The 13,346-nt window shown below is 68.8% G+C and carries 16 protein-coding genes; 11 read left to right on the top strand and 5 right to left on the bottom strand.

Annotated elements, in window-relative coordinates; translation table 11 throughout:
• The first annotated feature begins 20 nt into the window (after window positions 1-20).
• A complete protein-coding gene (locus J8M50_RS01110) occupies window positions 21-410 on the top strand; it encodes a BlaI/MecI/CopY family transcriptional regulator (protein ID WP_010351594.1) in 390 nt (129 codons plus the stop codon).
• Between the two features lie 6 nt (window positions 411-416).
• Window positions 417-1,349: a M56 family metallopeptidase gene (locus tag J8M50_RS01105; RefSeq protein ID WP_010351593.1), complete on the top strand. Its 933-nt coding sequence runs from the start codon at window positions 417-419 to the stop codon at window positions 1,347-1,349.
• A gap of 169 nt (window positions 1,350-1,518) precedes the next feature.
• Here the strand turns inward: J8M50_RS01105 and J8M50_RS01100 are convergent, their stop codons facing one another.
• Entirely contained in the window at window positions 1,519-1,938 is a 420-nt protein-coding gene (locus tag J8M50_RS01100) for an ATP-binding protein (protein WP_010351592.1), read from the bottom strand.
• 166 nt (window positions 1,939-2,104) lie between these two features.
• Between J8M50_RS01100 and J8M50_RS01095 the strand changes: the two genes are divergently transcribed.
• The 4 genes from J8M50_RS01095 to J8M50_RS01080 all read left to right on the top strand — a co-directional run bounded on the left by J8M50_RS01095 (window position 2,105) and on the right by J8M50_RS01080 (window position 4,795).
• Entirely contained in the window at window positions 2,105-2,995 is an 891-nt protein-coding gene (locus J8M50_RS01095; RefSeq protein ID WP_223786137.1) for a helix-turn-helix domain-containing protein, read from the top strand.
• Window positions 2,992-3,186, top strand: coding sequence for a DUF397 domain-containing protein (locus J8M50_RS01090; protein ID WP_010351590.1), 195 nt, complete (start codon window positions 2,992-2,994; stop codon window positions 3,184-3,186). Before J8M50_RS01095 ends, J8M50_RS01090 begins: the two co-directional genes overlap by 4 nt.
• A 202-nt stretch (window positions 3,187-3,388) precedes the next feature.
• Window positions 3,389-4,378 carry a trypsin-like serine peptidase gene (locus tag J8M50_RS01085; protein ID WP_010351589.1) on the top strand — a complete coding sequence of 330 codons (990 nt, stop codon included), beginning with the start codon at window positions 3,389-3,391 and terminating at the stop codon, window positions 4,376-4,378.
• A gap of 60 nt (window positions 4,379-4,438) precedes the next feature.
• Window positions 4,439-4,795, top strand: a complete 357-nt coding sequence (locus tag J8M50_RS01080; protein WP_158002773.1) for a hypothetical protein — start codon at window positions 4,439-4,441, stop codon at window positions 4,793-4,795.
• A gap of 130 nt (window positions 4,796-4,925) precedes the next feature.
• Here the strand turns inward: J8M50_RS01080 and J8M50_RS01075 are convergent, their stop codons facing one another.
• On the bottom strand, window positions 4,926-5,381 hold the full coding sequence (locus tag J8M50_RS01075; protein ID WP_010351587.1) for a tellurite resistance TerB family protein: 456 nt from the start codon (window positions 5,379-5,381) through the stop codon (window positions 4,926-4,928).
• 266 nt (window positions 5,382-5,647) lie between these two features.
• On the opposite strand from J8M50_RS01075, the gene J8M50_RS01070 reads away from it, so the two are divergent.
• Entirely contained in the window at window positions 5,648-6,349 is a 702-nt protein-coding gene (locus tag J8M50_RS01070; protein ID WP_223786136.1) for a hypothetical protein, read from the top strand.
• Window positions 6,350-6,353: 4 nt separating this feature from the next.
• Here J8M50_RS01070 and J8M50_RS01065 read toward each other — a convergent pair whose 3' ends face one another.
• Window positions 6,354-6,761, bottom strand: a complete 408-nt coding sequence (locus J8M50_RS01065; protein ID WP_010351585.1) for an SgcJ/EcaC family oxidoreductase — start codon at window positions 6,759-6,761, stop codon at window positions 6,354-6,356.
• Between the two features lie 131 nt (window positions 6,762-6,892).
• On the opposite strand from J8M50_RS01065, the gene J8M50_RS01060 reads away from it, so the two are divergent.
• Window positions 6,893-7,942 (top strand): cytochrome c oxidase assembly protein, encoded by a 1,050-nt coding sequence (locus J8M50_RS01060; protein WP_010351584.1) that lies wholly within the window; start codon window positions 6,893-6,895, stop codon window positions 7,940-7,942.
• A gap of 36 nt (window positions 7,943-7,978) precedes the next feature.
• On the opposite strand, the gene J8M50_RS01055 is transcribed toward J8M50_RS01060, so the two are convergent.
• Window positions 7,979-8,221: a twin-arginine translocase TatA/TatE family subunit gene (locus tag J8M50_RS01055; protein WP_010351583.1), complete on the bottom strand. Its 243-nt coding sequence runs from the start codon at window positions 8,219-8,221 to the stop codon at window positions 7,979-7,981.
• A 1-nt stretch (window position 8,222) separates the two neighbouring features.
• Window positions 8,223-9,251: a sporulation protein gene (locus J8M50_RS01050; RefSeq protein WP_029183551.1), complete on the bottom strand. Its 1,029-nt coding sequence runs from the start codon at window positions 9,249-9,251 to the stop codon at window positions 8,223-8,225.
• A gap of 381 nt (window positions 9,252-9,632) precedes the next feature.
• Between J8M50_RS01050 and J8M50_RS01045 the strand changes: the two genes are divergently transcribed.
• The 3 genes from J8M50_RS01045 to J8M50_RS01035 all read left to right on the top strand — a co-directional run bounded on the left by J8M50_RS01045 (window position 9,633) and on the right by J8M50_RS01035 (window position 13,335).
• On the top strand, window positions 9,633-10,952 hold the full coding sequence (locus J8M50_RS01045) for a hemolysin family protein (protein WP_010351581.1): 1,320 nt from the start codon (window positions 9,633-9,635) through the stop codon (window positions 10,950-10,952).
• Window positions 10,949-11,968: a hemolysin family protein gene (locus J8M50_RS01040; protein WP_010351580.1), complete on the top strand. Its 1,020-nt coding sequence runs from the start codon at window positions 10,949-10,951 to the stop codon at window positions 11,966-11,968. The genes J8M50_RS01045 and J8M50_RS01040 overlap by 4 nt, the downstream gene beginning before the upstream one ends.
• 128 nt (window positions 11,969-12,096) lie before the next feature.
• A complete protein-coding gene (locus J8M50_RS01035) occupies window positions 12,097-13,335 on the top strand; it encodes a hypothetical protein (protein ID WP_010351579.1) in 1,239 nt (412 codons plus the stop codon).
• The last annotated feature ends 11 nt before the right edge of the window (window positions 13,336-13,346 follow it).

Genomic DNA, 13,346 nt, shown 5'->3' with positions numbered 1-13,346 from the left:
GGGGTAGAGGAGAACAGGGCGTGACGGACCACGAACAACGTCCCCGGCGGCGGGGGCAGGGTGAGCTGGAGGCCCTCGTCCTGGAGGCCCTGCGCGCGGCCGACGGCCCCGCGACGGCGGGCTGGGTCCAGGAACGCCTCGGCGGCGACCTGGCGTACACCACCGTCATCACGATCCTCACCCGTCTCCTGGAGAAGGGCGCCGTCACCCGCGAACGCGCCGGCCGCTCCTTCGCCTGGACCCCCGCGTCCGACCAAGCCGGCCTGGCCGCACGGAAGATGCGCAAGGTGCTCGACGGCGAACGCGACCGCGAGGCGGTGCTCGCCAGCTTCGTCACCGGCCTCGGCGCGGACGACGAGCGGCTGTTGAGGGAGCTGCTGGGCGAGACCGGGAGCGAAGGGGAAGGCTGACGCCGTATGGGGTTCTTCATCTTCCTCCCCCTGGTCCTGCCTCTGACGGCCTGGCCGATAGCGCGCCTCGCCGAACAGCACCTCCACCCGCGCGCCGCGACCCGCCTGCTCACCACGATGGCCGCCGTCATGGCCCTGTGCAGCACGGTCTGCCTGGCTCTTCTGATGGTCGTCGGAACGGCGCAACTCCCAGGTAACCCCCTGCCCGACGGGTGGTCCGACCCCGAGGTCCGCGCGGCCGTCCCGTACGACGAGGTCGCGGGCAAGGGCGCCATCCCCGCCCTCTTCGCCGTCGCCGGGGTGTGCATCCGTACGGCCTGGCGCCACTTCCGCCTCCGCCGCCGCGCCCACCGGGCGCTCGCCGGGCTTCCCTCCACAGAGGTAGCGGTACTACGGGATGACACGCCGTACGCGTACGCCCTGCCCGGCGCCCGCCGGGACCGCATCGTCGTCACCACGGCGCTGCTCGGGAGCCTCGATCCCGGTGAGCGCCGGGCCCTCTTCGCCCACGAACGCGCGCACCTCACCGCGCGGCATCACCGGTACCTGCTCACCGTCCAACTCGCCGCCCGCGCCAACCCGTTCCTGCGTCCGCTCTCAACTGCCGTCTCCTATACGGCGGAACGCTGGGCGGACGAGGACGCGGCGGCGGTGATCGGCAGCCGCCGTACGGTCGCGCGGGCGATCGGCAAAGCGGCGCTGCTGTCCCGTGGCGCACCGGTCCCCGCGCTCGCCGGGTTCGCCGCGCCGGGGCCAATTCCTCGCCGGGTGGCGGCACTTCTGGGTCCCGCGCCGTCCGTTCGGCACTGGCCGTCCGTGTTCACGGGGGTGGGGCTCGCGGCGTGGGGGGCGGCTGCGGGGACGGCCGTGTCGGCGATGTCGTCCGCGAACTCGGCGGTGACGATGTTCGTCATCCTGCATGCGGCTACGCCGTTGTGAGGTGGGGCGTCCGTCGGTGAGGGACTACTCCAACTCCGGGTGTGTGTAGGGGTGTTCGGCGTCGTGCGCGAGTTTTGGGCGGTCGGGTAGACGCCAGACGTACGGGTCCGGGACGCGGACTTCGGAGCCGGGGTCCCTTTCGGCTGCGCGGCCTCGTCGTGCCAGTGCCTCAGAGATCCGTCGGAGCACAGGTCCTCGCCGGGTGCAGGGTGAAGGTCGCCCATACGTGTTTGGTGTACGGGCCCGTCGCGTGGCCCCAGTCGCTGGCGAGGCGGTCGACGAGGATCAGGCCACGGCCGCCCTCGCCCTCCAGAGTGACGGGGGTGAGGTGGGGGAGGTGGTCGCGGTCGGGGTCGGCGACGGTCAGGTGGAGGTGGTCGGGGGTGAGGCGGAGGGTGATCTCGATGCGGGCGAGGGGGATCTTGCAGTGGGCGACGGAGTTGGTGACGAGTTCGTTGGCGGCGAGGGTGATGGCGTCGGAGAGGTCGAGGTCAACTCCCCAGTCGGCGAGGGTCTTTTGGATGCGGTGCCTGGCGGTGGGGACGTGGCGGCGGTTCTTGGGGATCTGGAAGGTGACGGTGTCGGGCATGGGGGATTGCCTCCTGACGGCTCGCCAGTCAAGGGCCGTGGAACAACGGCCTGTTGCTCATGAGGCTAGGGGCGGATCAAGGACCATCGCAATCAGAACTCATGAATGCATGCATAGGTGTCACTCGATCGTGTGATGCTGGCCTTGGGTTGACGGAGCGTGTGGCATGGTGGCGGCGAGAGGGGAGGCAGACATGCCCGCAGGTGGACGGCCGACGGTGCGCAGCAGGCGACTTGGTGCGGCGCTGAAGAGGTTTCGGCAGGCGGCGAAGTTGGATCAGCCGCAGGCTGCCGAGGTCATCGTCACAAGTCAGGCGCGGATAAGCCGATTTGAGACCGGGCATGCGACGCCACGTGTCATCGAGGTGCGGTTGCTGTTGGACGCGTACGGAGTCGTCGACCCGCAAGTCCGGGACAAGTTGGAGGAGTTGGCGAAGAACCCGAAGCCCAAAGGGTGGTGGACGGAGTACGCCGATCTGCGGCCGGACTACGTCGACTACATCGGGTTGGAGAACGACGCGACGTACATCCGCGAGTGGCAGCAGGTGTTGATCCCCGGGATTCTGCAAACGCCGGCCTACATGGATGCGGTGTTCACCACCCTGCCCGGCTTCGTCAGCCCCGAGCGTTCCGCCTACCTGTCCGAGGCGCGCCTGAAGCGACAGGACACGATCGGCGAGGGTGGGACGCGCTACTCGGCCGTTCTCTGGGAGTCGCTCATCGCGTACCCGATCGTCGGCCCCGAGGTCCACCGGGAACAGCTCTCCGCGCTCCTCCAGATCGGTAAGCGGAAGAACGTCACCATCCAGGTGCTCCCGTTCGGCGCCGGAGCCATCGCGGCGTCGCACGCCTTCTCAGCCTTCACTTTTGACGCCGAACCGGTCGTGGAAGCCGTGCACGTGGAGAACCTGTGGGGCAGTTCGATCCTTGAGGACCCTGTGGGGCTTGCCGCTTACAGTGATGCGTACGACCTACTACGATCGACGGCGCTATCACCCGAAGCGAGCGCGCGAGTTATCCGGAGCGCGCTGCGAAGCGCCAAGGAAGACGGATCGTGATTGAGGTAGTAAGTCCTTTCTGGAAGTCGTCCTACACAGTCGGCGAAGGCCAGTGCGTGGAGGTCGCCCTCACTGCCCCTTCCGGCCTCGCCGTTCGTGACAGCAAGCTCACCACCAGCCCCCTCCTCACCACCTCCCGCAAGACCTGGACCTCCTTTCTCGGCCAGTTCGGCGACGACCCCCAGAACTGACTGACCTACGGCGATATCCAGCCCCTCTCCGTCTCCGACCGAGAGGGGCTTCGTCGTCCCCGCATCGCTCAAGTGCCCTTTCTCCACGCCCAGTTGAGCCCGCGTCGATATCCAGCCTTCCAGCCCTGTTGAACCCATTGACAGGACTTACACAGACTTTAGAGGCTTGCGTGGACATGCCACTGGATGGGGAGGGTGTCACGTGTTACGCAATCGCTGTAGATATCTGCTCGCCGCCTGCGTCGCCTTCGGGCTCGCCTTCGCGCCGTCGACGGTCATCGCCGCCGAGGGCCAGGCAACGGCAGCCGCTTCGGGTGCCGTCGAACACCGCGTCTCGCCCAGCGCACAAGCGCTGACCGCGCAGTACTGGACGCCGGAACGCATGGCAGCGGCCGTACCGCCCAAGGCAGTTGGGAAGTCCGTGCCGGACAGCGTCATCGAGGAGGCGATCGGCGGGGCGACGACCGGCTCACAACCCGTCGCCGGTAAGGGAGTTCAGGGCACGCCGGGTGCGCCGAAGCTGAAGGTCTCGGCAACTCAGGTCGTGGGCAAGGTGTTCTTCCGGGGCTCCGACGGGATCGACTACGTCTGCTCCGGGTCCGCGGTCAACAGCACCAACAAGAACATGGTGTTCACCGCCGGGCACTGCGTACACGGCGGTCCCGGTCAAAGCTGGTCCTCCAACTGGCAGTTCGTGCCGTACTACGACCACGGCAGCCGGCCGTACGGGACGTGGTGGGCCGAGACGCTCGTCGCGTTCAACGGGTGGATCAACAGCGGGAACTTCGGCTACGACGTCGGCATCGTCATCACCTCGCCGAACTCGTCCGGTGAACTCGTCAACTCCGTAGGCGGGTTGGGCATTCAGTGGAACTACCCCAAGAACCGCTTCATGGTCGCGATGGGGTACCCGGCATCCGGTGCGTTCGACGGACAGTGGCAGTACTTCTGCTCCGCGACCACCTCGCAGCGCAGCTCCTCCGTCACCGACCAGATCAAGATGCCGTGCAACATGACCGGCGGCTCCAGCGGCGGGCCGTGGATCTTCGGCAAGGACGACAACGTCTACTACAGCGGCTACGTCAACGGCGTGAACAGCAACACGGAACGCCGCGACAACCCGACCGAGATGCGCTCGCCGTACTTCGCGACATGGGTCGGCGACGCGTTCAACACGTACTCTTCCTACTGACGTTGATGCGCCAACCGGCGTCCGCCGACTGACGGACGTACGACGTGGAGGGGCCAACTCATGCCCGGATCCTTACGAGTTCGGCTCGCCGTCACCATCGGCGCGCTGGCCTGCACACTGGTCGCCTGCGGAGCGGAGCAGAACAATCCCGGCTCCCCGCCAACTGGCGTCTCGGGCACGGGATCAGAGGCGGGGTCGGGCACGGGATCGGGGGCGAGCCCGGCACCCAGCACGGGCAGCGGCTCCGGCCAGAGCACCGGCTCCAGCACCTCGTGCGACCCCTCCACGTCCACCACCCCGGAGGACGCGAGCACTGCCTCCGGCACAGCCCCCGGCGACAGCCAGACCCACACGCAGGACCCCGCCGACAACTGCGTCATCGACAGCGGGATTCCCAACATGCCGGTGGATCCGTGAGCGCTTCGAGCTTCTGTTCGCCAGGGCGGTCAGTAGTACCCGTGTAATACCTCCGGGAAGTCCCGGACCCCTGAGCGCCAGGCCCCGTAGTACCCGTAGTACCTGAGGCCCGGCGCTCGATCGGCGTAACTCAGAGGTCGAACTCGTGCGGCGGCAGGTCCAGGGCGTAGCACGCCTCGCGGACCACCGCCTGCTCGTCCTTGTCGAAGTCGCCGTCCGCGCCGCCGATGACGATGCCGATCTGGATGACCGCGCGGGCCTCGGCCGGCTTCTTCTTCGCCTTGGCGATCTCCTGGAGCACGCTGACCTTGCCGAAGTCGAAGTCGGTGGTCAGCTTGTTGAGGTTGTCCTCGAAGCGCCGGCGCAGGTCGTCCGCCGGGAAGTTCTGCAACACCTCGTTGTTCGCGATGAGTTGGGCGACACGCTGCCGCTCCGACGGGTCGATGTGGCCGTCCGCCGCCGCCACCAGCGCGCACATGGCCATGCTCGCGTCCCGGAACGCGCCGCTCTTGAGGTCGTTCTTCTTCGAGACCAGCTGCGTCTGCATCTGCGTCGCGGAGTCCTTGATGCGGTCCCACAGGGCCATGAACACTCCAAAAACCAGGGGCGCCCACTCCGGCCGCCCTACCGTTGCCTGCCTATATCTTCTACAGGAACGTAGAAGTTGATGCGCCGGTTCCCGGCCAGGTCCTGTTTCTCAACCGGTTTCTACGGCCGTTTCTTTCCTCCCCGTCCGATTCATTCAAGATCCTCGCCCCGCCCGCTGAGTACCCGCACTCACGACAGGGCCGGGGTAGCCCTCTAGGGTGAGTCCGGCCTGTAACGGGGGAGATGGATGTGCCGGAGGTACGCATGAGAAAAGGCGCTGCGACAGCGGCCCTGATCGTCGTCACCGCACTGACGCTGAGCGCGTGCGGCAAGGAGCACACGTCGGCGGACGTCGGCGGCGGTACGACGGGGTCGAGCGCGGGTACGGCGGCCGAGGGAAGCACGGCCGGAGCCGGAGGAGTTACGCCGGAAGGGGCAACCCCCGGCACCCCGAGCCCCGGTACCCGTAGTACCCCCGAAAGCCGTAATACCTCCGGCGGTCCCAGTACTTCCGCCCCACCCGCCCCCGCCTACGTGGAACCCGGCGCCGGCGACGGAGCCCCCCACTACCGCGAGAACAACGGCTTCCGCATCCCTGCCGACATGTCCCCCGCGAGCGCCGCCGACGCCCAGCGCGAAGCCGCCCGCATCGAACCCGTCCTCAAGCGCCTCTGGCAGCAGAAGAAGTGGGACCCGGCGACGGTCCGCACAGCGATGCTCCAACTCGGCTACAAGGAACAGCACTTCGACGCGAAGGGCCGCTCCCTGGGCGGCACGCTCCAGGTCAAGCCGATGGACTCGCGCTACGAGAACGACGGTTACGTCACCCCCGAGGGTGCCCGCGTCGGCCTCTACGTCCACGACGACGCCTGCGTCACCGCGTTCATCCAGAAGACCAACTACCAGGTGTCGACCAACGGTCCCTACCCGGAGGGCGGTTGCTTCGAGCCGCGCGGCGGCCACTGAGCGACTAGTCGGCCTTCACCTCCGTGTTCTGGCACGCGTGCAGCAGCCACACCCCGTCGCCCCGTCTGCTCATCACGTAGAGCGGGGCGCCCTCGGAGTCCCCGTCCACCGACCGGTACACCTGCCGCACCTTGACCGCCGCCACATCGGGCCGCAGGAACTGGATGTGCACCGGCTCGTAACTGACCTCCCCGTCCCAGCTCGCCGCAGGCAGCACGGCCCGCGTGAACTCGGCGATCGCGTCGAGCCCGATGAGCACCTTGCCGTGCCCGGTCGTCCAGAGGGCCTCGGGGTGGAACAGCGCGAGAAACCCTTCCACGTCCTTGGCGCGCTGGGCTCGCTCGACCTCGGCGACGACCTTCTCGATCGCCGCGATGTCGGCCGCTTCGGTGTCTGTCGTGTTCGTTTCCATGTGGCTCATCCTTGGACCTCAAGCAAAGTCGAGGTCAAGGACAGGTTGTCGGCTCCCCGCCCGCCTGCGTCATACCTGAGAGGTAGTACTACCGTTTTGCCCCGAAGCAATACCTGAGAGGTACGACCCTGATGAGCGCCCTGCCCGCCGCGACCCCCGGCCACTTCCTCACCGCCTGGCAGCTCGACGTCCCGGCGCTGCTGCTGATCGCCGCGCTGGGCGGGGCGTACGGCTGGGGTGTGCTGCGGCTGCGGGGACGCTGGCCGGTCGTACGGACGCTCGCCTTCGCCGTCCTCGGCCTCGGCACGCTGCTCGTCGCGACGATGTCGGGACTAGCCGTGTACGACCACGTCCTGTTCTGGCCCGCCGCCGTCCAGAACATCCTGCTGGACCTGGTCGCCCCGCTCGGCCTCGCGCTCGGGGACCCGCTGCGGCTGGCGGTCGAGGCGCTCCCGGAACGGGCCGCGGGCAGGGTACGGCGGGCGATGACCGGACGGGTCGTCCGCGCGCTGACGTTCCCGCTGGTCAGCACCGCCCTCGTCCTGCTCACCGAGCTGACCGTCTACTTCACGCCGTACTTCTCGACGGCCCTGCGCGACGGCTGGCTCCACGAGCTGATGTACCTCAACCTCCTCGCCGCCGGGTGCCTGTTCGTCGTACCCGTCCTCACGAAGGAGGAGACGCTCCCGGCCTGGTGCACCCACCCCGTACGCGCCGCCCTCGTCTTCCTCGACGGCATCATCGACGCCGTGCCCGGCCTCGTCGTCATGACACACGGCTCGCTCATCGCGGGCGCCTGGTACCTGAACCACCACCCCGCCTGGGCGCCGAGCGTCCACTACGACCAGCAGCTCGGCGGCGGCGTCATGCTGAGCATCGCCGAACTCGTCGCGCTGCCCTTCCTGTTGGCGATCCTCGTGCAGTGGGCGCGCACGGAACGCGTCCAGGCGGCGGCACTCGACCGCCGCCTCGACGAGGAACAGGCGGCCCGCGCCGCCCGCTCCCATACCACCGAGCGCGCCGCCGACACCGGTGACACCGGCCGCGCCGGTCAGCCCGGGCAAGCGGATCACTCCGGTCACCCCCGTCACTCCGAAGAGCCAGACCGCGTACGCCCCTGGTGGGAGACCGAACAGAACGAGATCGCCTCCAGGATCCGCCGCCACCACGGGGACGACTGACCTGCCAGGGGACCTGAGTACTACACGGGTACTACCTCAGGACGCCGCCCGCTGATCCGGTGGCACCTCTCCCCGCTTCACGGTCTCCCCCTGTACGACCCGAGGCGTACCCTCGCCCTCCTGGGTCACCTGGTTCCCCTCCTCCTTCGCCGCCCGCGCCTCCGCCTTGAGGATCCGCGCCGACTTCCCCGCCGACCGCGCCAGGTCCGGCAGCTTCTTCGCGGCCAGCACGGCTATGACGACGATCAGGATGACCGCCAGCTCACTGAGCCCGAACACGTCAGTCCTCGCCCTCTTCGTCGTCGCCCTCGAAGAAGTCGCCGATCTCGTCGACGACCTCCGCCGCGACCATCCCGCCGACGACACCGACCGCGAGCCCGGCGGCCCCGGCCGCGACCGCCGTCCCCATACCGGGCCCGGAACGCCGGTGCTCCTCGTGGCCGACGCCGCCATGGCCGTACGCATCGTGCTTGCCGGGCTCGCCGTAGGACCCGTAGCTCCCAGGTACCCCCTGACCGGCGTACCCCGTACCCCCGTACCCGTACGACCCCCGGTGCTCCGCGAGCTGCCGTACCCACCCCTCGACCTCGGCGTTCCAGTCGCGGACGTCCTGGTGCCCGACGACATGGCGGCTGAGGGTGTCCGAGGAGGAGTACCCCGCACGTTTGTCGGCCTCAAGTACTACCTCTACCCCGGAGGGAGCAGCCAGGAAGGTCACCTCGATCTCGTTGAGGACGCCCGCGTACTGCGGCGACGGGGTGATCTCGATCTCCTGGTAGAAGGGGAGCTGCTGCCCGGTCCCGGCGATGCGGCCGTACTCCAGGTCGGCGGAGCGGAAACCGAAGCCGAGCTGGCCGAACGCCTCCAGGACCGCCTCCTGCGCGGGCAGCGGCGTGACGGTGAGCTGGTCGAGGTCGCCCTTGTCCTTGGCGCTGGCGACCGCCAGCTCCGTACGCACCCCGAGTACTACGCCCAGAGGCTGACCGTACAGCTCGGTGACCGGGGTCTCCCAGGGGAGCGTCAAGGTGAAGGGGACGCTGCGGGTCTCCCCCTCGGCGAGCCGGAAGCCGCCGCCGACGACGGTCCGGTCGAAGACGGTGACGCCGTCGCTCTCGCCCTCCTCGTGCTCCACCTCCACTCGGGCGACGAGTTCGAGCATGAGGTGCTCGATGTCGAAGTCGGCACTGCCGCCCTTGAGATGGACCTGACCGGACAGGGCGCCGCCGGGGCGGACGGGAGCCGGGTCGAGGACCGTGTCGACCGTGGGGCCGCCCACGCCGAGCGAGCCGAGCAGTCGCTTGAACACCATCGTGGCGTCCACTCCTTCTTCACGGGCCGGTACGCGCGAGGTTCTTCACACGTGGGCCTTCTACATTCAAGTAGAAGCAGCATAGGGTCGGTGGTACGGGGCGTGGCAGAGGCTTCGCGCCCGTGGGCCGGGAACGGCTGAAAACGGTTGCTGTGCGTTTCTGTGCGCGCAGGTGGGGCCGGTCTCCCGCCGGGCGCGGGAACCGGGTCTCGGCCACAATCGTTGCCAAGGTGAACGTTCGGAGTGAACGTTTCTTTGATCAAGGAGTGAACGCGTGTCCGCCAGATCGACGGACTCCCCGGGACACAGTCCCGGACCATCCCGCTCATACCTGAGTACTACGGGTCTCACAGACCGCGGCGCCCGGCGGGGTGGTGTCCGATGAGCGCCGCGGAAGCCTGGCTCGGCCTGCTGGCCGTCCTGGTCCTCACGCTGGGGACCGGGTACTTCGTCGCCCAGGAGTTCGCATACGTCTCCGCCGACCGGCTGGCTCTCGCGAGGGAGGCCGAGAAGGGGGACCGGAGAGCCACCCGCGCCCTGAAGGTGCTGGAACGCCTCTCCTTCATGCTCTCCGGCGCCCAGCTCGGCATCACGGTCACCGGTCTGGTGGTCGGGTTCATCGCGGAACCCTCCGTCTCCGCGTTGCTGAAACCGCTGCTCACCGACATCGGTGTCCCCGAGGGCGCCGTCGGCGGGATCTCGGTCGTCCTCGCCTTCGTGCTCGCGACCGTCGTCCAGATGGTCATCGGCGAGCTGGCGCCGAAGAACCTCGCCATCGCCGTACCCGAGCGGCTCGCGAAGGCGCTGGCCGGCTCGACCCTGTCGTACCTGAAGGTCGTCGGACCGCTTGTGCACGTCTTCGACGGCGCCGCGAACAGGTTGCTGCGCAAGGCCGGTATCGAGCCGGTCGAGGAGCTGCACCACGGCGCGACGCTGGAGGAGCTGGGCCATCTCATCGGAGAGTCCAGGGAACAGGGCGAGTTGCCCACCGCGACCGCCCAACTCCTGGACCATGCCCTGGAGTTCTCCGAGCGCACGCTCGACGAGGTGATGGTGCCGCGCGCCGACGCCGTCTTCATCCGCAAGGACGCGTCGCTGGCCGAGGCGGTCGAACTCATCGCGAAACACGGCCACTCGAACTATCCGGTCCTCGGCGACCACCCCGACGACGTCGCGGGGGTGCTGGGGGTACGGGAGTTGATGGCGCTGCCCGCTGATCGGTTCGCGGCCACGGCGGCCGGAGCCGCGGCCCGCCGCCCTCTGCTCCTGCCCGACACACTCCCGTTGCCCGACGCTGTGGAGCAGATGCGCACCGGGGACGACGAGTTCGCGGTCGTCCTCGACGAACACGGCGGTGTCGCCGGGATCGTCACCTACGAGGACATCGCCGAGGAACTGGTCGGTGACATCGCCGACGAGAGCGACCGCATCACCGAGATCGCCGTCGCGGACGGCGACGGGTGGCTCGTCGACGCGGGCCGCCGTCTCGACGAGGTCGCCGAGGCCACCGGCGTGGTCCTCCCCGAGGAGGAGGACTACGACACCGTGGCGGGCCTGATCGTCGACCGGCTGGGCCGCTTCCCGACCGTCGGGGACAGCCTCAACATCCCTCTCATGGACGGGAGTTCGGCAACGATCGACGTCCGTACGCTCGACCGGCACGTACCGGAGCGGGTCCGCCTGGAGGTGCGGTCGTCATGAGCTTCCCGATGGCACTCTTCGTGACCCTGTTGCTGCTCGTCGGTAGTGGGTTCTTCGTCGCTGCCGAGTTCGCGCTCGTGGCGGCCAAACGGCACCGCATGGAGAAGGCGGCGGCCGAGGGGCAGCGCGGCGCGGGCGCGGCTCTCGCGGGTATGCGGGAACTGTCGTTGATGCTGGCGGGTGCCCAACTCGGCATCACCGTCTGTACCTTGGGGCTCGGCTCGGTGTCGAAACCGGCGATCTCCCACGAACTCGACCCGCTCCTGCATAACTTGGGGCTGCCGAGCGCGCTCAGCTACGGGATCGCCTTCGCCGTCGCGATGATCGTGGTCGTCTTCCTGCACATGGTCGTCGGTGAAATGGCCCCGAAATCCTGGGCGATCGCGCACCCCGAGCGCTCGGCGATGCTGCTGTCCCCGATGTTCCGGGGCGTCGTGAAGGCCGTCCGCCCGATCATCCGCGTCCTCAACGCGCTGAGCAACGCGCTGGTCCGGCTCTGCCGGGTCACCCCGCGCGACGAGCTGACGTCCGTCCACAACCGGGAGCAACTCGCCCACCTCGTCGAGGAGTCGGAGCGGCTCGGGCTGATCAGCAAGGACGACTCCGAGCTGATCACCAACTCCCTGACGGAGCCTCAGGTGCCGGTCGCCGAACTCCAGGTGCCCGCCGTCGAGATCACGTCGATCCCGGCCGACGCGGACGTCGAGGCGATCCTCGCGCTCACCACCGCCCATGACCGCAGCCGCCTGCTGGTCCGCGACGGCGACACGGTGGTCGGCTCGGTGCACGCGCGCGACGCGCTCGTCGCCCGCTCCCGCCAACGCACCACCACCGCACGGGAGTTGTCCCGCCCGGTCCCCGAACTGTCCCCGGAGAACACGGTCGCCGAGGCGATCGAACAACTCCGGCGCCGCAGGGCGACGTTGGCGGTCGTACGGGACGAACAGGGCCGTCTCACGGGGCTGGTCACACTGGACGACCTGCTGGCGAGGCTCCTGCATCCCCAAACCGGCTGACCCTGACGGCCAACGCGCTGCCGCGCAAGGGTTCTGCAAGGCGGATGCAAGGAAAGTGCCGTACGGACCGGGCACGCGCTCTCTCGGCTGCAGTACGCAGTGAAGAGCGATAGGGGGATCGCGTGTCTTTGGGATTCACGAGCCCGGCCCTGATCGAACAGGGGCACTGGCTCACCGTACGGGACTGCAAGCGAGTTCTGGTGGTCGTTCACACATTGACGTTCGCCCAGCGATTGAGGGAGGTGTTCGGGCTGCTGGAGGGGGACTTACGCGTCCAGGTGGTGTTCACAGCGGCACCGCACGCGTTCGGCGCAGGAGTCACGCAGTATCTGGAGGGCCTCGGCATCGCCGTCGTGCCCTGGGAGGAGGCGCTGCGCACCGAGTTCGACCTGGCGCTGGCCGCCAGTTCCCGCGGGGTGCACGAACTGCGGGCCCCGGTCGTGCGTGTCTCGCACGGGGCGGGACACAACAAACTGCTCACCGACACACGGCTGTTGGCGCCCGGCGAGGTGCGCGTACCGGGCATGCTCAGCCGGCAGCATCTGCTGCACGAGGGCCGTGTCTTCCCCGCCGCGATCGTCTACGGACACGACCGCGCGCTGGAGGAACTGGCACGTTCCTGCCCCGAGGCGCTGCCGGTCGCCCATGTGGTGGGTGACCCGTGCGTCGACCGGATCGTCGCCGCTCGGCCTCAACGCGACGAGTACCGCCGGGCGTTGGGCGTCGAGGAGGGGCAGCGGTTCGTGGTCGTCACCTCGACCTGGGGCCCGGCCTCCACGTTCGGGCGGCTCGACGCGCTGCTGCCGCACCTGGTCAGCCGCAGGTCGGGCGACCGTGACCGGTTCGCGCTGCTGCTTCACCCCAACGTCTTCGCGGGGCACGGCACTTGGCAGGTACGAGGCTGGCTCGCCGGCTGCCGGGACCGCGACATCGCGATCGTGCCGCCGGAAGCGGACTGGCAGGCGCTGCTCGTCGCGGCCGACCTGGTCATCGGCGACCACGGGTCACTGACCGCGTACGGAACGTTGACAGGCGCGGCGCTGCTGCTCACCTCGGGTCCGCGCCGGGAGATCGCGGCGTACTCCCCGGCGGCGCTGCTGGCCTCCGCCGCTCCCGTCCTCGCTCCCGGACTTCCACTGGCCGACCAACTCGACTACGCGGTACGGCAGTACAGCCCCGGACAGTACGACGAGGTCGCGGCGTCGCTGTCCTCGGCGCCGGGGCAGTTCCACCGGCGGATGCGGTCGTTGCTCTACCGGCTGCTGGAGATCGGCGAACCCGCCCGCGCACCTGTCGTCCCGCCGCTGCCCGCGCCGCCTCCACTGCGCACCTGGGAGGTCACGGAGGCAGCGGGGGCGAACCGGTGAAACGCGTACCT

The organism is Streptomyces acidiscabies, assembly GCF_020010905.1.
In the GTDB taxonomy this organism is placed as follows: Bacteria; Actinomycetota; Actinomycetes; order Streptomycetales; family Streptomycetaceae; genus Streptomyces; species Streptomyces acidiscabies.
This window is presented reverse-complemented; position numbering and strand designations above follow the sequence as displayed.